Here is a 19054-nt window from a genome sequence, read left to right as displayed (position 1 = left end):
CAGCCATGAACCCGATCCGCCCTGCGGCCCTCATCGCCGCGCTCGCCTTGTCTCCTCTGGTGGCGCTCGCCGCCCCGGCCCCCGAGCCGATGCGCTTCACCTCGCAATCCATTGCGATGCCGACCTCCGACCGGATCTTCCCCGACGGGCCGGGGGCCGAGGCCGTCAACAACAACTGCCTTGCCTGCCACTCGGCCGGGATGGTGCTGACCCAGCCCAAGCTCACCAAGGCGCAGTGGACCGAGACCGTGAACAAGATGGTTCACGTCTACAAGGCACCGGTCGATCAGGCCGACGTGCAGACCATCATCGATTACCTCACGGCGTTGAAGCCGACGCCCTGAACCCCCGATTCCCGAGGCCGCCGCGCTTTTTTCGCCGGCCTCGGGGAATAGACCGCGCCTTCCGGCGTCTCCTCAGGGCGATGCACGGCCGGCCCGGCCTTGCACGACGGATTTCCGATTTCGAACCAGCCCTCACGGCAGGCCCCGGCCGCCGAACGAGCGCGCATGCCCGAGAGACACGCTTCATGACCCATATCCGCACCAGCCTGCGCGCCCTCGTCGCCGGAGCCGCCTTGCTCCTCGCCCAGGGCCAGCCCGGGTTCGCCGCCGGTTTCGACGGGGCGATCAAGAACAACGCGCTGGCGCTGAACGCCGCCGGTACGGTCGCCGCTGTGTCGAACAGCGAAGAGAGCGCCGTCATCGTCTACGACGTCGCCAAGGGCACGGTGCTGCGCCGCCTCGACGGCTTCGTGACCCCGCGCAACATCGTGTTCGCGCCGGACGGCGCCCGCTTCTACGTCTCCGACAGCGGCACCGGCCGGATCACGGTCTACGAGACCGCCACCGGCAAGGAAGCCGGCGTTCTCGCCGCGGGCCCCGGCGCGTTCGGCACGGTGCTCTCGGCCGACGGGACCAAGCTCTACGTCAATAACGAGGCCGCGAGCACGCTGACCGTGTTCGACACCAGGACCATGCTCGCCGAGGCTGTGATCCCCGGCTTCGCGCAGCCGCGCCAGGGCGTGAAGTTGTCGCCGGACGGCAAGACCGTGTTCGTGACGAACTTCCTCGGCGACAAGATCACGTTGGTCGATACCGCCACCAACAAGATCACCGGCGAGATCGCCGGGTTCGACAAGCTGCGCGCCATCTCGATCACCAAGGACGGTAAGACGCTGTTTGCCGCCAACAGCGGCCGCAACACGATCGGCGTGGTCGATGTCGCCGCCCGTAAGGTCACGTCCGAGGTGGCGGTGGGCAAGGACCCCTACGGCGCCGCGCTGACCCCGGACGGGCGCTTCGTCTATTCGGGCAATCTCAAGGACAACTCCTTGTCGGTGATCGACACCGGCACCCTCAAGGTCGTCGCCACGGTGACCGGCCTGAACGAGCCGCGCCAGGCGATCGCGTTCTCGGCCGACAACGCCCACGCCTACGTCCTCAACCGCGACCTTAGCGTCGCCGTGGTGGACCGGGCGAAGAACGCGGTCATCTCGACCATGAAGCCCTGAGGCGTCGCGCGCCGGGTGCCTTCTCGGCTCCCGGCGCGTTCCCGATGTCGACACGTCACGAACGCAGGACAAAGACCCCATGCTCGGCCTGTTCCAGCGCAAGGACCGCCTCATCGTCCACGGAAAGGCGCCCTACAACGCCGAGCCGCCGCTCGATCGCCTGCGCGCGGCCTTCCTGACTGATCAGGCCGACTTCTACGTCCGCAGCCACGGTGACATCCCGGACCTCGACGCCGACAGCTACCGCCTGATTATCGACGGGATGGTCGCGACGTCGCTCGACCTCTCGCTCGCCGATCTCAAGGAACGCTTCGCGCCCGTCACCGTCACGGCGGTGATGCAATGCGCCGGCAACCGCCGGGCCGACATGCTGGCGGTGGCGCCGGTCTCCGGCGACCCGTGGGCGCCCGGCGCCATCGGCAACGCGGAATGGACCGGCGTGCGCCTCGCCGAGGTGCTGCGCGCGGCCGGCCTCGACGCGGGGGGCGCACGTCACGTCGCCTTCGAGAGCCACGACCGGATCGCCCATACGGACACGCGCTTCGGCGCCTCGATCCCGCTCGCCAAGGCTCTCGCCCCCGAGACGCTGCTCGCCTTCGCGATGAACGGCGAGCTTCTCGCCCCCGAGCACGGTCACCCGCTGCGTGTTGTGGTGCCGGGCTTTGCCGGCATCCGCAGCCCGAAATGGCTCGCCCGCATCACGGTGCAGGATCACCCCTCCAACAACCCGATGCAGGCCGACGACTACAAGCTGTTTCCGCCCGACGTGACCGCCGAGACCGCGGACCCCGCCCACGGCATCACCATCGAGGCGATGCCGCTCAACAGCGCGATCTGCGAGCCCGCCCGCGGCGCGGCGTTGAAGGCCGGCCGGCACGCGATCCGCGGCTACGCCATCGCCAGTGACCGCGCGGTCGCCCGCGTCGATGTCTCGACGGATGGCGGTCGCAGCTGGGCGCAGGCCCGGATCGACCGCGACGCCGACGCACCCTACGCCTGGACGTTCTGGGAGATCGAGCGCGAGCTGACGACCGGCGAGCACGAACTCGCGGTACGGGCCTGGGATTCCGCCGGCCAGACCCAGCCTGCGGCGCCGGACGACACCTGGAACTACAAGGGCTACCTCAGCGCCGCCTGGCACCGGGTGCGGGTAACGGTGGCCTGACCGTCACGCCCAGAGCAGGGCGGTGGCAGCGAGGCCCGAGATCGCGATGAGCAGGGCCGCAACCCCGACGGTGAGGATGCGCGGCATCATCGGGATCTCGGCATGAGCGAGTCGCGCCCGGATCGCTCGGTCCCGCCATGCGGCGCCGGCGAACGAGGCGAGCGCACAGGCGATCAGCGTGAGCGACAGCACCTTCAGTGGCCAGACCGCCAGCACCTCTCGCAGGAAGCGCTGCGCGGCCAGGCCGACGCCGAGGAAGGCGAGCCCGGTGCGAAGCCACGCCACGAAGGTGCGCTCGGCTGCCAGCACCGTGCGGTCCTCGGCGAGCCTGACCCGCGGGTCGTCGGGGGGAACGGGTTTCGCGGGCTCGCTCATTCGGCATCCGCCGTTGCGATCAAATCGAGCAGCGCGTCGGCGGCCCGGCTGCGGTAGCGCTCCTTGTGGCGCAGTACCCGGAACGGCCGGCTCGGCAGGGCGAACGCCGCCCGTACCAGGGTCCCGGCTCGAAGCGCTGCGGCGACCACGGTCTCGGACAGCACGGCGGCCCCGCCCCCGGCCTCGACGGCGGCGCGGACCGCCTCGTTCGAGGGCAATTCGAGTGTGACTTGGAGTTGAGCCGCAGCGAGGCCGGCCGCACCCAGCGCCGCCTCAAAGGCCGAGCGGGTTCCCGATCCCCCCTCGCGCAGCACCCAGTCGGCCCCGGCGAGGTCCTTGGGTTCAAGGGCGGTCGCTCCGGCGAAGGGATGGCCTGGGGCGACCACGAGGACGAGCTGGTCATGAGCAATGGTGGTGCTCGCGAGCGTCGGGTCGTCCAGCGCCCCCTCGACGAAGCCGAGTTCGGCCTGCCCGGCGCGGACCGCATCGGCAGCGTCGGTGGTGTTGCCCACCGCCAGCCGGATGGCGATCTCAGGGTAGGCCCGGCGGAAGGCGACAAGGTGGCGCGGCAGCCAGTCGCTGGCGATGGTCTGGCTGGCGTAGAGGGCCAGCGTCCCGCGTCGCATGCCGCTGAGGTCGGCGAGCACCAGCTCGGCGGCCTCGGCCCGGGCGAGCACCGCGCGGGCCTCGACGAGGAACACGCGTCCCGCCTCGGTCAGCTCGATCCCGCGGCCGACCCGATGGAACAGCTTGGTCGCGTGTCGTCCCTCGATATTGGCGATCGCCGTGCTGACCGCCGACTGCACGAGGTTCAGCGCCTCGGCAGCCCGGGTTACGTGCTGCCGCTCGGCCACCGCCACGAAGATGCGGAGTTGGTCGAGGGTCATGGTTGCCGCGGCGGAACCGGCAATCCACGGACCTGCGCGTCAACCGCCTGCGCGACGGTCAAAAGCCGCGCTTCGTCGGTGCGACCGGTGACGACGTAGGACATGCCGCCATCGACCCAGGAGAAGGCGGCGACGTCGCCCTCGCGGGCGAAGCGGAACACCGTGCGGCCATCCGCATCGCCTACGCGGCTGTAGAGCGTCAGCCGGGTGCCGTGATCGTCATCGTACATCAGCATCGCGGCGGATTCGGAACCCGCCGGCAGCAGCCGGCCCCCCATCAGGCGGAAGCCGTAGGCCGTGAGGTCGGGGGTGGTCACCGCCCGGCCGAGGCGCTTCGAGAGCCACGTCACGAGGTGTGGCTTCTCATCGGCGCGCACCTCCACTGGATGCACCGCCTCGACCACGTAGGTGCGGAAGGCCGCCACCGCGTCGTCGGTCGCCGGCTCGGTTCGCGCGAGCGTGACCGTGGGTACCTGCCGCGCGGCATGGCCGAACCAGCCGGCGGCACCGCCAACCGCGAGGCAGAGCACGGCCGCAGCCGCGACCGGAAGCCAGCGCCCGGTTATCGGGCGATGTCGCGAGCGGATGTTGGCCACCCGGAGCCGCGCCGGGATCGCCTCCTCGGCGATCGGCGCGAGGCGGGCACGCAAGCGCTCGCGCAGGGCGCGATCCGCCGAGACCTCGGCCGCCCGCGCGGGGTTTCCCCTGAGCCATGCCTCGACCAGTGCCTGCCGCTCCGGTTCGAGACGACCGTCGATCAGGCCGTGCAGGTCGTCCTCGCCGACCGGGCGTGGATCCCCGCTCATTTCACCCTCCTCAACAAGCCGGTTCGGCCCGTTTCCAGAAAACTTCGCATCCGCTCCCGGGCTCGGCTTAACCGCGACATCACCGTGCCCAGCGGTACTCCGAGCACCTGCGCCGCTTCCGCATAAGACAGATCCTCGACCGCGACGAGCAGTAGCACTGAGCGCTGCTCCTCGGGCAGGGCGTCGAGTCCGGTGAGCACGTCGCGTGCCCCCATAACGGCCTCGGGGTCGGCACCCGGATCGGGCACCTGCTCCAAAGCCTCAGCGCCGACATCGATGCCGCGCCGGCCCCGGCGTCGAACAGTGCCGAGGAACAGGTTGCGCTCGATCGTGAACAGCCAGGCTCGCAGGTCGCCGTCGCGGCGACGTCCGGACCAGCCGGACAACGCCCGCTCCAACGTGTCCTGGACGAGGTCATCCGCCGCTTCGCGGTCCCGCAACAGTGCGACTGCGTAGCGCCGCAACGCTGGGATCTGCGGTTCGATGAGGGCGGCGATCTCGTCCACGAGGCTTTACCGATCAGGGCTTGGCGATGTGCCATGCACCGTTGAGGAATCCGTCGCCGGTGATGTCGCCGGGCTTCGTATCCTTGGCGAAGGTGTAGAGCGGCTTGCCCTTGTAGGCCCACTGCATCGTGCCGTCGTCCCGCGTCACCATCGTCCAGTCGCCACTAGCAGCCGAGCCGGAGGCGGCCATCAGGGCCGGCCAGTTGGCGGCGCAGGGGCCGTTGCACATCGACTTGCCGCCCATGTCCTTGTCGAAGGTGTAGAGGGTCATGCTCTTGGCATCGACGAGCGCCGGCCCCTTGGCAGTCTCGGCCGTCATCGCAGGCGCAGCGGCCTGGGCGGCGGCGGCGGAGAAGGCGAAGGCCGCAAAGGCAGCGCGGATCAGCATGGTGTGCATGAGTGAGGTCTCCCGCGGTCGACCATGACCGCATCGGGAGAGATGCCGAACGGGCGCGTCTATTCCACTGACACACGAAAAAGATTGGTGACGTCAGCGTGACCGCCGACTCGTCCTCAACCACGGCATACGGCCGTCACCCAGGAGCAGTCAGAGGAATGATGCGGCGGCGTCACCACTCTGAAAGGCGGAGATCCGAGATCATGCCCTCGCACGGCGAGATCGACTGCAACGTCTGCTTTCGAGAGATACGTTGGCTTGCTCTTACGGCGTAGTTGGGTCGGAAGCGGACGGTATCAAGCGTCAGGTTTCGACCACTAGGCCTCGGGGTCGATATCCGACGTTTCAGGCCCTCCTCCACAGGGATCTCGGCGTGGATGCGACCATTGCGGGCAACAAAGGTGCGGGTTCTCCTTGGCTCGCCGCTCACCGCGGGGGAACGGGCGAGGATCCGAACGGGTTCTTCGGCTCTGCCGCATGAGGCGGTGAGTGTCCCGAGCCAGCAACCGTCAAGGGACCGATCCAGGAGTTCGGGCGCATGAACCAGTCCTCTCCGTCCGCCCGTGCCGGTATCATGGCGCGCCTCGGCAAGCGGGAGATCGGTCTGCCCGTGACGCTGTTTTGCGTCGCCGCCCTCATCCTCGGGTTTGGTCTCCTGGCCGACAAGGTCATGGAGGGCGGCACGATGGGGTTCGACACCCGCGTCGCCCACTTCTTCCGTCCACCCGGCGCGGCTGGTCCGATTGGACCGGATTGGCTGCACGAGATGGCCCGGGACGTGACCTCCCTGGGCAGCATGGTGGTCCTCTGCTTCCTCATCGCGGCTGTGGCAGGGTACCTGCTCCTGATCCGCAAGCAGGGGGCCGCGGTCCTGGTGGTGGGATCGATCCTGGGCGGGACGGTCATCAGCTTCGGGCTGAAACTCCTCTTCAACCGGCCCCGACCCGAGATCCCCGGCGGCATCCAGGTGTTCACCGCCAGCTTCCCTAGCAGCCACGCCATGCTCTCCGCCGTGACTTACCTGACACTCGGCGCCCTCATGACGCGCGTGGCGGCGGGCGCTCGCCTGAAGGCGTACTTCATGGGGCTGGCCGTCTTCCTCACGGTCGTCGTCGGGCTGAGCCGGGTCTATGTCGGGGTCCACTACGCGACCGACGTGCTGGCAGGCTGGTGCGTGGGGTCGGCCTGGGCGGTCCTGTGCTGGGTCGTGGCCCTCCAGCTTCAGCGACGCGGTCAAGTCGAGAAGCCCGACCATGTCGCGGGCGAGGCCGGCATCGAGGCATAGGACCCCATGCGCCGTTCTTCCTAAACGCATCCTCCGCCTGACTGAAGGGACGGACGCATCCCAGCATTCGTTCAATTAGCAGGACCGCATCGTCCATGCCTGCGGCCAGGCCGTTCGACCATTACGGGCACGACCGAAATGACGCCGTTAAGGGACCCGTAGGGCGGCCCGATCAAGCGGCGCTGGTGGTCTCGGCCCGCCCGGCTTGCCGACTGCCTCCCAAGCTATCAAGGCGGCCCCGAGGCTGATCCAGATATCGGCCATGTTGAAGGTGAACCAATGCACCTCCGCCGGGTGCAGGTCGAGGAAGTCCGTGACGCGGCCGTCCACCCATCGGTCGATGAGGTTTCCCAGTGCACCGCCGGTCATGATGGCGAAACCAACTCCTTCCGACGCTCCGGTCGCGCGGAATGCCAACCGGGCAACGTAGGCCGTCAGCATTCCCTGAAGCGCAAGAAGGACGACCAAGGACGTCGCGTCATGCGCCGGAAGCAGGCTGAAGCTGATGCCATGATTGAACGCGAGCCTGAGGTCGAGCATCGGCAGTACCGCGTGCACGGTTTCGTCGGAAAGCCTGTCGACCGCCAGCGCCTTGGTCCACAGGTCGGTGCCCGCCGCGGTCACAGCGATTACGACGAGGGCGCCGAACCCGGCCCTTTCCCGTATGAGACGCATCGGCTCAAGCCCGGAGCAGGCGAAGGGCGTTGGCCGTCACCAGGACGGTCGCCCCGGTATCCGCCAGGATGGCCGGCCATAGCCCAGTGATGCCTGCGAGCGTCGTCACCAGGAACACGGCCTTGAGCCCCAGCGAGATGGCCACGTTTTGGTGGATGTTGCCGAGCGTCGCCCGGGACAGCGCCACGAGGGCGGCCACGTCCGATACCCGGTCGTTGAGGATGGCCGCGTCAGCCGTCTCCAGTGCCGCGTCTGTGCCGCCGCCCATGGCAATGCCGACGCTGGCGGAGGCGAGCGCGGGGGCGTCGTTGATGCCGTCGCCGACCATAGCGACCGGGCCGACCTCCTTCAACGCGCCGATCTCGGCGAGCTTGTCGGCCGGCAGCAGGTCGGCCCGGACCGATAGTCCCAGGCCCTTGGCGATGGCCTCGCCGGTGCGCCGGTTGTCGCCGGTCAGCATCACGCATTCGACCCCAAGCCGGCGCAGGGCCGCGACGCCGGCGGCCGCATCCTGTCTGGGCTCGTCCCGGACCGCCACGACGCCGAGCGCCTCTCCGTCCCGAACCACGACGACGGCGGTCTTGCCGGCTTCCTCAAGGGCCTGCACCGTCGCTTCCGCTTCCGGCGAGAGGCTGGCCAGCGTCGCGGCGTGGCGCGGGGATGCCACCGCGACCGTGCGACCGGCGACCGTGGCCTGGACGGCCTTGCCGGGAACCGCACGGGCATCGCGTACGGGGCGCAGGGGGATGGCGTCGGCCTCCGTACGTTCGAGGATCGCACGAGCGATGGGGTGGCTCGATCCGGCCTCCACCGTCGCCGCGAGCCCGAGCAGGGTGCGATCCGTCATGTCCGGGGCAAATGGGAGGACGTCGGTGACCCTTGGACGCCCTGCCGTGAGCGTCCCCGTCTTGTCGAAGGCGACGGTGCGGACCCGGCCGATGGTCTCCAAAGCCGCGCCGCCCTTAACCAGGAGCCCGCGACGCGCCCCAGCGGCCAGCCCCGAGGCGATGGCAGCGGGGGTCGAGAGCACGAGGGCGCACGGACAGGCGATCAGTAGGAGCGCCAGCCCACGATAGATCCAGGTGCCCCAGTCGGCCCCTAGCAGGAGGGGTGGACCGAGGGCCGCCAGCGTGGCGAAGGCGAACGCCAGGGGGGTGTAGACGGCGCTGAAACGGTCGATGAACCGGGCGGTCGGAGACTTCGACGCCTGCGCTTCCTCCACCATGTGCAGGATGCGCGCGACGGTGTTGTCGGACGGCATCCGGGTCACCCTGACCTGCAGAGCGCCGTCCGCGTTGACGCTGCCGGCGTAGACCGCGTCCCCGATTTCCTTCGGTCGGGGCACGGACTCTCCCGTGATGGGGGACTCGTCGAGGCTAGACGAGCCGTCCGTGACCTCCCCGTCGGCGGGCACGCGGTCGCCGGGGCGGACCAGCACGGTCTGGCCGATCACCAGGGAAGCGGCCGGCACCTCGCGCACGACGCCGTCCTCCTCGATCAAACGCGCCGTCTTCGGCACCAGGCCCACGAGCGCCTTGATGCCGGCGCGGGATCGGCCGGCCGCGAAGCCTTCGAGCATCTCGCCGACGGTGAACAGCAGGACCACGACCGCGGCTTCCTCGGCGGCATGGATGGCCAGAGCTCCGACGGTCGCGACCGACATCAGCATCTCGATGGAGAACGGCGAGCCGTTGCGCGCGGCGGCGATGGCCCGGCGTCCGTAGAAGGCGAGCCCAAGGAGCGCGCCGGGCCAGTAGGCGTACTCACCGGCTAGGCCCGGTTGGACCTGATCGAGGAGGAAGCCGGCAGCGAACAGGCCGGCGATGGCCAGAGCCAGCAGGCCCTTGCGACTGCGCCAGACGGACGGCTCCGCCTCCTCGTCCTCAATGGCGGGGATGTCCGCTCCGGTGACGTGCGCACGGGCGAGGTCGGCGGCCGTGGGCAGGGTGGCGACGCCGTAGCCGAGACCAGTGATCCGCTCCTCCAGGTCCGCTCGGGGTGTGGCAGCCTCGTCGAGCACAAGGTCGAGGACCTGGGCCGTGTAGTTAACCCGCACGCCCCCGACGCCGGGCAGGCGCGTCACGGCCGTCTCGATCTTGGTCGCGCAGCTCGGGCAGTCCATGCCCTTAACGCGGTAGCGCAGTGCGGTACCGGCGGGGACCGCACCCATGGTTCCTGGCCCTGACATGGCAAGCTCCGTCGACCTGGGCCTCGTGCCGACGGGTCGGAGAACCTACATGCGCCCTGTAGCAACTACAGGGTCAAGGCCATGGCGCACACATCCTCCATGACCATCGGCGATTTGGCGGCGGCGACGAACACCAGCGTTGAGACAATCCGCTGGTACGAGAAGGTCAACCTTTTGCCGGCGCCGGCGCGGTCGGCGGGCAATTACCGCCTCTACGGTACCGAGCACCTGCGTCGTCTGGGCTTCATCAGACGTGGACGGGACCTTGGCTTCACGCTGGACCAGGTCAGGGAGCTTCTCGCTTTAGCCGACGACCGCAAGCGTTCCTGCACCGAAGTCGATACCATCGCCCGCGCGCACCTGGCGGAGGTCGAGCGCAAACTCTCCGACCTAACCCGGCTTGCCCACGAACTGCGCGACGTTATTGGTCAATGCGGATGCGGGTCGGTCGCCGACTGCCGCATCATCGAGGCGTTGTCCCCCCACGGGGAGCTGTCCTAAGGATGCCTGAGGTTCGTTGGGGTCAGGTGGAAATGCGGCTCCCCACCGATGTGGCAGAGGCAGTAAAGAAGGTACACGCAGGCCGGGACGCCCAGCATCACGAGCCAGAACGTATGCCGGGCCGCTTTACGGACATGCGTCCTGACGTGGCGTCTGCGACGCCCACCCTTAGCGCCCCAGTGAGCCGTGGCTCGACCTAACTTCTTACTCATCCGGCCCTCCTACTCGGCGGCCCGGAGGTGCGGTTGGACCGGCATGGGCCGATCCTTCCTTACGACGATCTTCCCTGCGAACTTGGCGTAGAGGGCCGGCAGGACGACGAGGGTCAGCAGGGTCGCCGAGATAAGGCCGCCGATGACGACGGTCGCCAGCGGACGCTGGATCTCGGCACCGGTCTCGGTCGCCAGCGCCATCGGCACGAACCCGAGGGACGCCACTAGGGCGGTCATTGCCACCGGACGAAGCCGGGTCATGGCGCCCTCCAGGATAGCCTCACGCTGCGGACGCCCATCGGCGATGAGCTGCTTGATGTAGGTCAGCATCACGAGGCCGTTGAGCACCGCCACCCCGGACAGGGCGATAAAGCCAACGGCCGCGGGCACCGAGAACGGCATGCCCCGCAGCCATAGGGCCGCGATGCCACCGGTGAGCGCCAGGGGCACGGCGCTGAACACCAGGAGAGCGTCCCGGGCCGAGTTCAGGGCCGAGAACAGCAGCAGGAAGATCAGGAAGAAGCAGACCGGCACCACCACCATCAGGCGCTGGCGCGCCGAGGCCAGGTTCTCAAACTGGCCACCCCAAGTGACGTAGTAGCCGGCCGGGAGCGAGACCCCAGACGCCACCTTGGCCTGGGCCTCGGCCACGAGCGAGCCGATGTCGCGGCCGCGCACGTTGGCAGTGACTACGACTCGGCGCCGGCCGTTCTCGCGCGAGATCTGGTTGGGGCCCTCTGTTACCGAGAAGCTGGCGACCTGCTTCAGCAGTACGGAGGATGCTCGACCGTTGAGCCCGGGAAGCAGCGGGATCGGGATGTTCTCTAGGGCCTCACGATCCTCTCGCACCTTGTCGTTCAGGCGCACCACGATGGGGAAGCGCCGGTCGCCCTCGAACACCATTCCGGCCTCGCGGCCGCCAATAGCCGCGCCGACGACCTCCTGGATGGCCGATGTGCTCAGGCCGAGGCGTGCGGCCTCGGTCTTGTTGATCTTGATTTCTAGGAACGGCAAGCCAGCAGTCTGCTCGACCTTGACGTCGTCGGCGCCCTCGGTCCCGCGCAGGATCGTAGCGACCTGGTTTGCGGCCTTGAGCATCGGCTCGAACTCCTCGCCGAACACCTTAACCGCAAGGTCGCCGCGGGTGCCGGCCAGCAGCTCATTGAAGCGAAGCTGGATCGGCTGGGAGAACTCGTAGACGTTGCCAGCGAGCGCCCCGAGGGCCTTTTCGATCTGCTCCTGCAACTCGGCCTTGGACAGGTCCGGGTCGGGCCATTCCTCCTGCGGCTTCAGGATGACGAAGGTGTCGGACGAGCTCGGCGGCATCGGGTCAGAGGCGACCTCCGCGGTGCCGGTCTTCGAGAAGACGTAGGCGACCTGGGGGAATCGGCTGATGGCCTGCTCCACCTTCAACTGCATCGCCTGCGACTGCGTCAGGGAGGTCGACGGGATGCGTTGGGCGTTTAGCGCGATGCTCTTCTCGTCAAGTTGCGGAATGAACTCCTGCCCCAGCCCCTTGAACAGGAAGCCGGCGCCGACAAGGAGTACGAGCGCGGCCGCGACGAACAGCATGGGCACGCGTAGGGCGGCCCCGAGGACCGGACGGTAGGCAGCCTTGATCGCCCGGACGAAGAGGTTGTCGGTCTCGGTGACCCGGCCAGTGATGACGATGGCGATCATCGCCGGCACGAAGGTGAGCGACAGGACGAAGGCCGCGACCAGAGCGATGATGACGGTGAGCGCCATCGGCTCGAACATCTTGCCCTCGACCCCGGTGAAAGTCAGGAGCGGCACGTAGACGAGGATGATGATGGCCTGCCCGTAGAGGCTCGGCTTGATCATCTCCTCGGCCGAGGCCCGTACGGTAGCGAGGCGCTCCTCCAGTTCGAGCTTGCGCCCGAGCTCCGCCTGTCTCTCGGCGAGGTGGCGCAGGGCGTTCTCGGTGATGATGACGGCCCCATCGACGATGAGGCCGAAGTCGAGGGCACCGAGGCTCATCAGGTTAGCGCTGATGCGGCCCTGGACCATGCCGGTCATGGTCATCAGCATCGCCACCGGGATGACCAGCGCCGTGACGATGGCTGCGCGGATGTTGCCCAGCAATAGGAACAGGACGACGACGACGAGGGCGGCGCCCTCGGCTAGGTTCTTCGCCACCGTCCGGATGGTGGCCTCGACGAGGACGGTGCGATTGAGGACCGTCTGGACCTCGATACCCGGCGGGAGCGTGCGCCGGATCTCGGTCATGCGTGCATCGACGGCGGCGGCCACGGTGCGGCTGTTCTCGCCGATGAGCATCAGTGCGGTGCCGATGACAACTTCCTGCCCGTCCTCGCTGCCCGAGCCGGTGCGCAGGTCGCGCCCGATACGGACCTCAGCGATGTCGGAGATACGCACCGGCACGCCGCCGCGCGTGGTCACGACGACCGAACCGATGTCCTCCATGGTCTCCAGGCGGCCAGCGGCGCGCACGACGTAGCCCTCGCCGTTGTCCTCCAGGTAGCGCGCACCCTGGTTGGCGTTGTTGGCTTCCAGCGCACGGCCGATGTCGGCGAATGACAGGTCGAGGGCGGTCAGCCTCATTGGATCGGGCTGGACATGGTACTGCTTCTCGAAGCCGCCGATGCCGTCGACGCCGGCCACGCCCCGCACGGTCTTCACCTGGGGACGGATGATCCAGTCCTGGACCGTGCGCAGATAGGCTGTGCGTTCGAGCTCTGTCCTCAGCCTCTGGCCCTCGGGGGTAAGATAGCTTTCGTCCGACTGCCAGCCGGGCTTACCGACGGGCGAGACCTTGCGCTCCCCGGGCTTCGCGTAGTGCACCGACCACATGTAGATCTCGCCGAGCCCGGTCGAGATTGGCCCCATGCGCGGCTCAACCCCGGACGGCATCGCCGCCTCAGCCTCCTGAAGGCGCTCAGCAACCTGTTGGCGGGCGAAGTAGATGTCCGTCGTCTCGGAGAAGACGGCAGTGACCTGGGAGAACCCGTTTCGTGAGAGCGAGCGGGTGTATTCCAGCCCCTTGATGCCCGCGAGTGCCGTCTCGACCTGATACGTGATGATTTTTTCGATATCGACCGGCGACAACGAGGGCGCCGTGGTGTTGATCTGGACTTGGTTGTTGGTGATGTCTGGCACCGCGTCGATGGGGAGCTTGGTCAGCGAGAACACACCGAACCCTGCCGCCAGCAGCGACAGAAGCACCACGAGCCAGCGCTGGTGGACAGAGAAGTCGAGGATCTTCGAGATCATGATGGCCGCCCTCAGTGCGCGTGGTCGGCTTCGGCCTTGCCGAGCTCGGCCTTCAGGACAAAGGAGTTGGCCACAGCGACCTCTTCCCCGGGATTGAGGCCGGTAAGGATCTCGAAGGCGTCATCGTCGGCCCTGCCGAGAGTCACGTCCCGGCGCTCGAAGCCCTCCGGGGTCCGCACGAAGGCGACCTTCTCGCCGCCGATGGTCTGGATGGCGGACTTGGGCAGCCGCACCTTGACCTTGTCCTGGGCGATCTCGACCTCGGTGGTGACGAAGGTGCCGGGCCGCCAGGCCATGTCCTTGTTCGGCAGGGCGACGATGACCCGAGCCGAGCGCGTCTCCGGGTTGAGGATGGGACTGACGAACACCACCTTGCCCTCGCCGCGGGCGGCGGCGTCGCCGACGATGGTCACCTTGGCACCCTCGCGGACCTTCGAGAGTTCGGTGGTCGGAACCGCGAGCTCGATCCACACCGAGGACAGGTCGGCGACCGTGTAGACGTCGGCCGGGTCGCCTTCCTTGCCCACGGCGGTGCCGACGTCGACCTTGCGCTCGACCACCCGCCCGGCGAGGGGTGACTTCAATTCGTAGCGGCGTAGGCTCGACAGGTTCGGCGTGGTCTCGTCCTTCCTGGCGGACGTCGCCACCTCGGCGGCGTTCAGGCCAAGGGCCGACAGCTTCTGGCGCGCGAGATCGACCCTGAGCGTCGCCTCCGAGTAGGCGGCCTTCGCGTTCAGGAATGCCGATTCCGCGGAGATCCGCTTGTCCCAGAGGGCCTGCTGGCGGTCGAAGTTCGTCTTCTCCAGGTCAGCCTTGACCGTCGCGGTGAGGAAGTCGCTCTTGGCCTCGGCGACCTCGCGGCTGTCGAGTACGGCCACGACCTCGCCCTTGGCGACCTCCTCGCCGAGGCGCTTGCGCATTTCGGACACGGTGCCGACGACCCGCACGGGAACGCGTGCGATCCGGTCGGCGTCCTGCGCGATGGTGCCGGGCACCAGCAAATGGCGCGAGAGAATCCCGCCCTCGACCATCGCCAGCTCGATGTCCTGCTCGGCGGCCTGCTCGGCCGTCATCTTGATCTTGCCCTCGCCCTCCTCGTCGTGGCCGTTCGCCTCGCCCTCGGCGTGCTTGTGGCCACCGGCTTCGGGCTTGGCCTCTCCCTCGGAGTGCTTGTGCTCGCCGGAAGGCTTGGGCTCGCCGTCGGCATGCTCGTGGCCATGGTCGCCGTGACCGTGCCCATCGTCGGCTGCGGGTGTCACCGGCCTGGTAACGGCCGCATTGGTTGGGGGCGTCGCCCGGGCGTTCGTGAGGCCGGCGGCCGCGAGGGCGCCCTGCACGACCTCGGACACACGGGGGAAGGCACCGCCGATGACGATGCCGATGGCCAGGAAAGCCACGGAAAGGAATGCACGCATGGGAATGGGCCGGGTTCCGACCGGGACGTCGCACGGCCGCTTAGGCGGCGGGAAACGGTCCCGTACTGGGTATTTCGCGAATTAGAGGCAGCCGTGACCCGTGTGGGGCCGGCCGGGACGCGCCACGGACGTGGCGGCGTCGCCTCAGGCGCGAGGCGGCCTGGGTTGGCGGTCGGGCGAGACCGATCCGATGGGTGTGGTCACGGTCGCGTAGGAGGCACGCCCCGTCCCGCGGGGCGGTAGGGCCGGCGTCCCGTCGACGCTGAGTGCCTGATGGCAGCCGCAGGTGGCATGGCAGGCGGGGCAGGCATCGGAGTGATCGACGGCGGCTGCCAGGGTTGGTGCGGACACGGACAGTTCGTGACCAACGGACCGGTGGGCCTCGGCGGAATGGATCGCGCCCGGGACGACGAGCGCCAGGACCAAGACGAGCGAGAGCACTCGCACGGTGGTCGCCCACCAGCCGCGCATCGTCTCGTAGGCCCTGATCCGAGGTCCCGTGGTCATGGTCGCCTTATGAACGATTCAGGGCCACCCGTACATGCCGGATGGCCCTTTGGCAGGGTCGAACCTTAATAGTCGTCGTGGTGATGGTGGTGGTGCCGGCGCTCGCCGTAGTACCGACGTTCCCCATAGCCTGAAACAGCCGTTCATGGAAGCGTGGATGAAGATATCCGGGACGCCGTGAAACAGGTTCACGAGATCCCGGATCGGCAGAACTCAGTGACGCTCGATGATCGTCGTGCGACGCTCGCCGCCGTGATGGTCATCGTGGTGGTCGTCATGGTGGTGATGCTCGCGCACGACCTCGCGGTGTTCATGGCGGTCCCCGTGATGCCCCTCGCCGTGGCGCTCACCATGACCGTCGCCATGGACCCTGACGCCGCCCGGGCCGACATCGATGTGCTGCGCAAGGGCCGCGACCGGCGAAAAGGCCAGGGTCACGATGGCGGCGATGGCTCCGAACTTGGTCTTCATGTTGAGGCTCCCTCTCTCGAATACTGCGCAGGAACGTACGGATCGAGAAAACCGATCCGAATGCTCCCGGTGAAATTCGGGAATATTTGGCAAGGGAGTTCGTGCGACGCGGGATCGTGTGCGCGAAACGACGATCCTGCAGGGCGGCACCCACGCGGGTTACGGCATGGAAGCGCAACAGCTCTTCGTGGTCGGGCGGAGACTGGAAGGACCACGGGAGGGGTGCCCGCCCCGGCACGAGGCCGAGGCGGGCGGTTCACGGCACCGAGGAGGGCACTACCGTACCGTGAAGCCGTCGGGCGGGAGCGGACCGGTCATCCCCCGCCAAGGGCGTAGCCTATGCCGACGGCAAGGAAGGCGAAGACGACCAGGAGGGGAAGCGTACGCATCGGTGCATCCTCCCGGCCTTCCGAGGTCAGCGTCGTCCGCTCACTTCTTGCCGTGGGAGTGACCGTGGGCGTGCCCATCCTTGTCGGAATGGACGGGCTTGCCGTCCTTGCCGACCTCGCGGGCCTCGCTCTCGCGCGGGTCGTCGCGATGGGCCGGGCCACCGGCCACGCCGCCGGTGTTCGGCACGGAGCGCTCGGGATTGTTCGCGTTCCCATGCCCGTCCTCGGCGGCGTAGGCGGGAGCCGAGAGGCCTGCTAGTAGGCCGAGGGTGAGAAGGGCGGCGATGGTACGCTTCATAATTCTGATCCCTGGGGTTCGGCAGCCGGTGCGGCCGCTTCGAGACCTGAGATAGCGACCCTGTTTTACACCCGGACGCCTGGTTCGTGACGAAGTGTGTCAGCGACCGGCGCGCGGCAGGGAGATCCGGACCCGAAGGCCGCCTCCCGACCGATTGGATAGGGCGATGCCGCCTCCCTCCGCCTCGACGATCCGGCGCGCGATGGTCAGGCCGAGGCCGGTGCCGCCGGTGTTGCGGTTCCGCGACGCTTCGAGGCGGGTGAACGGCTCGAAGGCGCGGGCGACCTCTTCAGGCGGGATGCCTGGACCATCGTCCTCGACGGTGAGCACCAGCTCTTCCGGCTCCACGTCGAGCGAAATAAAGGCGCGGGTCCCGTAACGCACGGCGTTGTCGACGACGTTGTCGAGCGCGCGTCGCAGCGCAACTGGGCGCACCGTCGCGAGTGCGCGGCCAGGGCCCGCATAGGCGACCTCGCGGCCAGCGTCCGAGGACGTGTCGGCGATGCTCATGAGGACGCTCGCGACGTTGGCAACCTGGCGCGGCTCCGGGTCCGCGTCGCCCCGAAGGTACGCCAGGGTCGAATCGACCATCGCCTGCATGTCGTCGAGGTCCGAGCCCATCGCCCGGATCTCGCCGCCCTCGGGCAGCCCGTCGAGGCGGAGGCGAAGCCGCGCGATGGGGGTGCGCAGGTCGTGGGAGACGGCCGCCAGGGCCTGGGTCCGTTCCGTCACCAGCCGATGGATGCGGTCCTGCATCGCGTTGAGGGCCCGGGCGATATCGCGGGTCTCGTCGGGGCCGGCTTCCCTCACGGGGACCACCTTTCCGTGCCCGATTTCGGCCGTAGCGCGGGTGAGGTCGCGCAACGGTCCCGCGATCCGGTGCATCAGAACGACGGCGGCGACACCGACGAGGATGGCCATCGCCGTCGCGAGGTAGGCCCACGATCCGAGCCGTGCGAGGCCGGGTGCATGGGCCGAGCGGAAGGTCAAAAAACTCCCGTCCGCCAGGGCGAGCGCACCGCCCAGGTCCTCCTGATGAAGGGCCTCGTGGCCACTGTCCATCGCGAGTGCGAGACCGGGTTCGAGGCTCGGCTCCGACGCGATCATCCGGGACCTGAGCGACCACATCGCCGGGTCGCCGGCCCTGTCAGGGAGCAGGGTCGAGGTCGGCGACCATCCCAGCTCGAAATGCGCGGACGACAGGGCCTTCGCCTCGGCGTCGCGTTCGGTCTGTGGGCGGCGGAGCACCGCCTCGCGCGCCAGGGTAAGCTGGTTGGCGACCTGCCGCGCGAACGCATCGTCCGCCGCGGCGGTCGCGGATTGCCGATAGAGAAGCAGTGCCCCGCCGTGGACGGCGAGGATGGCCAGGAGCAGGACTGCGACCGTTCGGGCTTCCAGGCTGCGGGCCAAGGGTGCCAGGCGTCTCAAGCGCGCTCAACCTTCGAGGCGAGCATGTAGCCGGCCCCGCGCACGGTCTTGATGACCGGAGGCAGGCCCTCGGGCGGTTCGAGCTTGCGCCGCAGGCGGCTCACCAGGGTGTCGACGCTGCGATCCGTGGGGGACCCGAGCCTGGCACGGGACAGTTCGAGGATCATCTCCCGGCCCAGCACGCGCCCCGGGTGTTCGAGGAAGACGAGGAGGAGGTCGTACTCGGCGCCGGAGAGGTCGACGGCCGCCCCCTCGGGATCGACGAGCGAGCGGCTGCGCATGTCGAGCCTCCAGCCTGAGAAGGAGAGCACCTCGGATACCGGGGACGAGGGCGACGAGGGTGCCATGGAGGCGCGGCGCAAGACGGCACGGACACGGGCCAGGAGCTCGGGCCGGCCGAAGGGCTTGGCCACGTAGTCGTCGGCCCCAAGTTCCAACCCAAGCACCCGGTCGGCCTCCTCGTTGCGGGCGCTGACCATGATCACCGGCACCGTGCTCCTCGCGCGCAACGCCCGGAGCAGGTCAAGGCCCGAGGCCCCGGGCAGCATCACGTCAAGCAGGACGAGGTCGACGCCACCGGCAGGCAGGAGGCGCCAGAATTCAATGGCGCTTCTGCAACCGGTGACACGATAGCCCGCCTCGCGGAGAAGGCGGGTGACCAGCAGACGCAGGCCGTCGTCATCCTCGACGAGGAGGACGTGTTCCGAACCATCGGAACCCGCGTTGCCCCCGTTTTCGTGGATCAACGATTCCTCCGTCCTGCAATGGGCGTCACCGTTCCGTC

General features: G+C 68.5%; 19 protein-coding genes. 5 read left to right on the top strand and 14 right to left on the bottom strand.

Going from position 1 to position 19054, the window contains the following annotated elements; all coding sequences use genetic code 11:
* Positions 1-5 precede the first annotated feature (5 nt).
* The 3 genes from ASF25_RS20210 (at position 6) to ASF25_RS20200 (ending at position 2678) form a co-directional block, all read left to right on the top strand.
* On the top strand, positions 6-344 hold the full coding sequence (locus tag ASF25_RS20210) for a cytochrome c (protein ID WP_018044299.1): 339 nt from the start codon (positions 6-8) through the stop codon (positions 342-344).
* A 185-nt stretch (positions 345-529) separates the two neighbouring features.
* Positions 530-1513 carry a beta-propeller fold lactonase family protein gene (locus ASF25_RS20205; RefSeq protein ID WP_018044298.1) on the top strand — a complete coding sequence of 328 codons (984 nt, stop codon included), beginning with the start codon at positions 530-532 and terminating at the stop codon, positions 1511-1513.
* A gap of 79 nt (positions 1514-1592) precedes the next feature.
* A complete protein-coding gene (locus ASF25_RS20200) occupies positions 1593-2678 on the top strand; it encodes a sulfite oxidase (protein WP_018044297.1) in 1086 nt (361 codons plus the stop codon).
* A gap of 3 nt (positions 2679-2681) precedes the next feature.
* Here the strand turns inward: ASF25_RS20200 and ASF25_RS20195 are convergent, their stop codons facing one another.
* From ASF25_RS20195 to ASF25_RS20175, 5 genes are read right to left on the bottom strand one after another with little or no spacing between them, the layout of a single operon-like run.
* A complete protein-coding gene (locus tag ASF25_RS20195; protein ID WP_018044296.1) occupies positions 2682-3053 on the bottom strand; it encodes a DUF202 domain-containing protein in 372 nt (123 codons plus the stop codon).
* Complete coding sequence (locus ASF25_RS20190) at positions 3050-3940, bottom strand: LysR family transcriptional regulator (protein ID WP_018044295.1); 891 nt, start codon at positions 3938-3940, stop codon at positions 3050-3052. The genes ASF25_RS20195 and ASF25_RS20190 overlap by 4 nt, the downstream gene beginning before the upstream one ends.
* Entirely contained in the window at positions 3937-4746 is an 810-nt protein-coding gene (locus tag ASF25_RS20185; RefSeq protein WP_018044294.1) for an anti-sigma factor, read from the bottom strand. The genes ASF25_RS20190 and ASF25_RS20185 overlap by 4 nt, the downstream gene beginning before the upstream one ends.
* Positions 4743-5252, bottom strand: coding sequence for an RNA polymerase sigma factor (locus ASF25_RS20180; protein ID WP_018044293.1), 510 nt, complete (start codon positions 5250-5252; stop codon positions 4743-4745). Before ASF25_RS20180 ends, ASF25_RS20185 begins: the two co-directional genes overlap by 4 nt.
* A 13-nt stretch (positions 5253-5265) precedes the next feature.
* Positions 5266-5649, bottom strand: a complete 384-nt coding sequence (locus tag ASF25_RS20175) for a hypothetical protein (protein ID WP_018044292.1) — start codon at positions 5647-5649, stop codon at positions 5266-5268.
* Positions 5650-6187: 538 nt separating this feature from the next.
* Here ASF25_RS20175 and ASF25_RS20170 point away from each other — a divergent pair.
* Positions 6188-6934, top strand: a complete 747-nt coding sequence (locus ASF25_RS20170; protein WP_018044291.1) for a phosphatase PAP2 family protein — start codon at positions 6188-6190, stop codon at positions 6932-6934.
* A gap of 147 nt (positions 6935-7081) precedes the next feature.
* Here the strand turns inward: ASF25_RS20170 and lspA are convergent, their stop codons facing one another.
* Positions 7082-7609, bottom strand: coding sequence for a signal peptidase II (gene lspA, locus ASF25_RS20165; protein WP_018044290.1), 528 nt, complete (start codon positions 7607-7609; stop codon positions 7082-7084).
* A gap of 4 nt (positions 7610-7613) precedes the next feature.
* A complete protein-coding gene (locus ASF25_RS20160) occupies positions 7614-9779 on the bottom strand; it encodes a heavy metal translocating P-type ATPase (RefSeq protein ID WP_056306597.1) in 2166 nt (721 codons plus the stop codon).
* Between the two features lie 117 nt (positions 9780-9896).
* On the opposite strand from ASF25_RS20160, the gene ASF25_RS20155 reads away from it, so the two are divergent.
* Complete coding sequence (locus tag ASF25_RS20155; protein WP_026176009.1) at positions 9897-10298, top strand: helix-turn-helix domain-containing protein; 402 nt, start codon at positions 9897-9899, stop codon at positions 10296-10298.
* Positions 10299-10519: 221 nt separating this feature from the next.
* Here the strand turns inward: ASF25_RS20155 and ASF25_RS20150 are convergent, their stop codons facing one another.
* The 7 genes from ASF25_RS20150 to ASF25_RS20120 form a co-directional block, all read right to left on the bottom strand.
* A complete protein-coding gene (locus tag ASF25_RS20150) occupies positions 10520-13762 on the bottom strand; it encodes a CusA/CzcA family heavy metal efflux RND transporter (RefSeq protein WP_018044287.1) in 3243 nt (1080 codons plus the stop codon).
* Positions 13763-13773: 11 nt separating this feature from the next.
* Complete coding sequence (locus ASF25_RS20145; protein ID WP_018044286.1) at positions 13774-15177, bottom strand: efflux RND transporter periplasmic adaptor subunit; 1404 nt, start codon at positions 15175-15177, stop codon at positions 13774-13776.
* Positions 15178-15321: 144 nt separating this feature from the next.
* Positions 15322-15684, bottom strand: a complete 363-nt coding sequence (locus ASF25_RS20140; protein WP_238254234.1) for a hypothetical protein — start codon at positions 15682-15684, stop codon at positions 15322-15324.
* Between the two features lie 213 nt (positions 15685-15897).
* Positions 15898-16155 carry a hypothetical protein gene (locus ASF25_RS20135; RefSeq protein ID WP_018044283.1) on the bottom strand — a complete coding sequence of 86 codons (258 nt, stop codon included), beginning with the start codon at positions 16153-16155 and terminating at the stop codon, positions 15898-15900.
* Positions 16156-16584: 429 nt separating this feature from the next.
* The gene (locus tag ASF25_RS20130; RefSeq protein WP_018044282.1) at positions 16585-16842 is read right to left on the bottom strand and encodes a hypothetical protein; all 258 of its coding nucleotides are present in this window, start codon (positions 16840-16842) and stop codon (positions 16585-16587) included.
* A gap of 99 nt (positions 16843-16941) precedes the next feature.
* Complete coding sequence (locus ASF25_RS20125; protein WP_026176008.1) at positions 16942-18270, bottom strand: ATP-binding protein; 1329 nt, start codon at positions 18268-18270, stop codon at positions 16942-16944.
* Entirely contained in the window at positions 18267-19016 is a 750-nt protein-coding gene (locus ASF25_RS20120; RefSeq protein ID WP_018044280.1) for a response regulator transcription factor, read from the bottom strand. The genes ASF25_RS20125 and ASF25_RS20120 overlap by 4 nt, the downstream gene beginning before the upstream one ends.
* Between the last annotated feature and the right edge of the window lie 38 nt (positions 19017-19054).

The sequence above is a fragment of the Methylobacterium sp. Leaf100 genome (assembly GCF_001422845.1).
Lineage (GTDB): Bacteria > Pseudomonadota > Alphaproteobacteria > Rhizobiales > Beijerinckiaceae > Methylobacterium.
This window is presented reverse-complemented; position numbering and strand designations above follow the sequence as displayed.

What these genes read in the sequence shown, in the direction of transcription:
- ASF25_RS20210 (WP_018044299.1), top strand. Translation starts at nt 6, where the DNA reads ATGAACCCGATCCGCCCTGCGGCCCTCATCGCCGCGCTCGCCTTGTCT.
- ASF25_RS20205 (WP_018044298.1), top strand. Translation starts at nt 530, where the DNA reads ATGACCCATATCCGCACCAGCCTGCGCGCCCTCGTCGCCGGAGCCGCC.
- ASF25_RS20200 (WP_018044297.1), top strand. Translation starts at nt 1,593, where the DNA reads ATGCTCGGCCTGTTCCAGCGCAAGGACCGCCTCATCGTCCACGGAAAG.
- ASF25_RS20195 (WP_018044296.1), bottom strand. Translation starts at nt 3,053, where the DNA reads ATGAGCGAGCCCGCGAAACCCGTTCCCCCCGACGACCCGCGGGTCAGG.
- ASF25_RS20190 (WP_018044295.1), bottom strand. Translation starts at nt 3,940, where the DNA reads ATGACCCTCGACCAACTCCGCATCTTCGTGGCGGTGGCCGAGCGGCAG.
- ASF25_RS20185 (WP_018044294.1), bottom strand. Translation starts at nt 4,746, where the DNA reads ATGAGCGGGGATCCACGCCCGGTCGGCGAGGACGACCTGCACGGCCTG.
- ASF25_RS20175 (WP_018044292.1), bottom strand. Translation starts at nt 5,649, where the DNA reads ATGCACACCATGCTGATCCGCGCTGCCTTTGCGGCCTTCGCCTTCTCC.
- ASF25_RS20170 (WP_018044291.1), top strand. Translation starts at nt 6,188, where the DNA reads ATGAACCAGTCCTCTCCGTCCGCCCGTGCCGGTATCATGGCGCGCCTC.
- lspA (WP_018044290.1), bottom strand. Translation starts at nt 7,609, where the DNA reads ATGCGTCTCATACGGGAAAGGGCCGGGTTCGGCGCCCTCGTCGTAATC.
- ASF25_RS20160 (WP_056306597.1), bottom strand. Translation starts at nt 9,779, where the DNA reads ATGGGTGCGGTCCCCGCCGGTACCGCACTGCGCTACCGCGTTAAGGGC.
- ASF25_RS20155 (WP_026176009.1), top strand. Translation starts at nt 9,897, where the DNA reads ATGACCATCGGCGATTTGGCGGCGGCGACGAACACCAGCGTTGAGACA.
- ASF25_RS20150 (WP_018044287.1), bottom strand. Translation starts at nt 13,762, where the DNA reads ATGATCTCGAAGATCCTCGACTTCTCTGTCCACCAGCGCTGGCTCGTG.
- ASF25_RS20145 (WP_018044286.1), bottom strand. Translation starts at nt 15,177, where the DNA reads ATGCGTGCATTCCTTTCCGTGGCTTTCCTGGCCATCGGCATCGTCATC.
- ASF25_RS20140 (WP_238254234.1), bottom strand. Translation starts at nt 15,684, where the DNA reads ATGACCACGGGACCTCGGATCAGGGCCTACGAGACGATGCGCGGCTGG.
- ASF25_RS20135 (WP_018044283.1), bottom strand. Translation starts at nt 16,155, where the DNA reads ATGAAGACCAAGTTCGGAGCCATCGCCGCCATCGTGACCCTGGCCTTT.
- ASF25_RS20130 (WP_018044282.1), bottom strand. Translation starts at nt 16,842, where the DNA reads ATGAAGCGTACCATCGCCGCCCTTCTCACCCTCGGCCTACTAGCAGGC.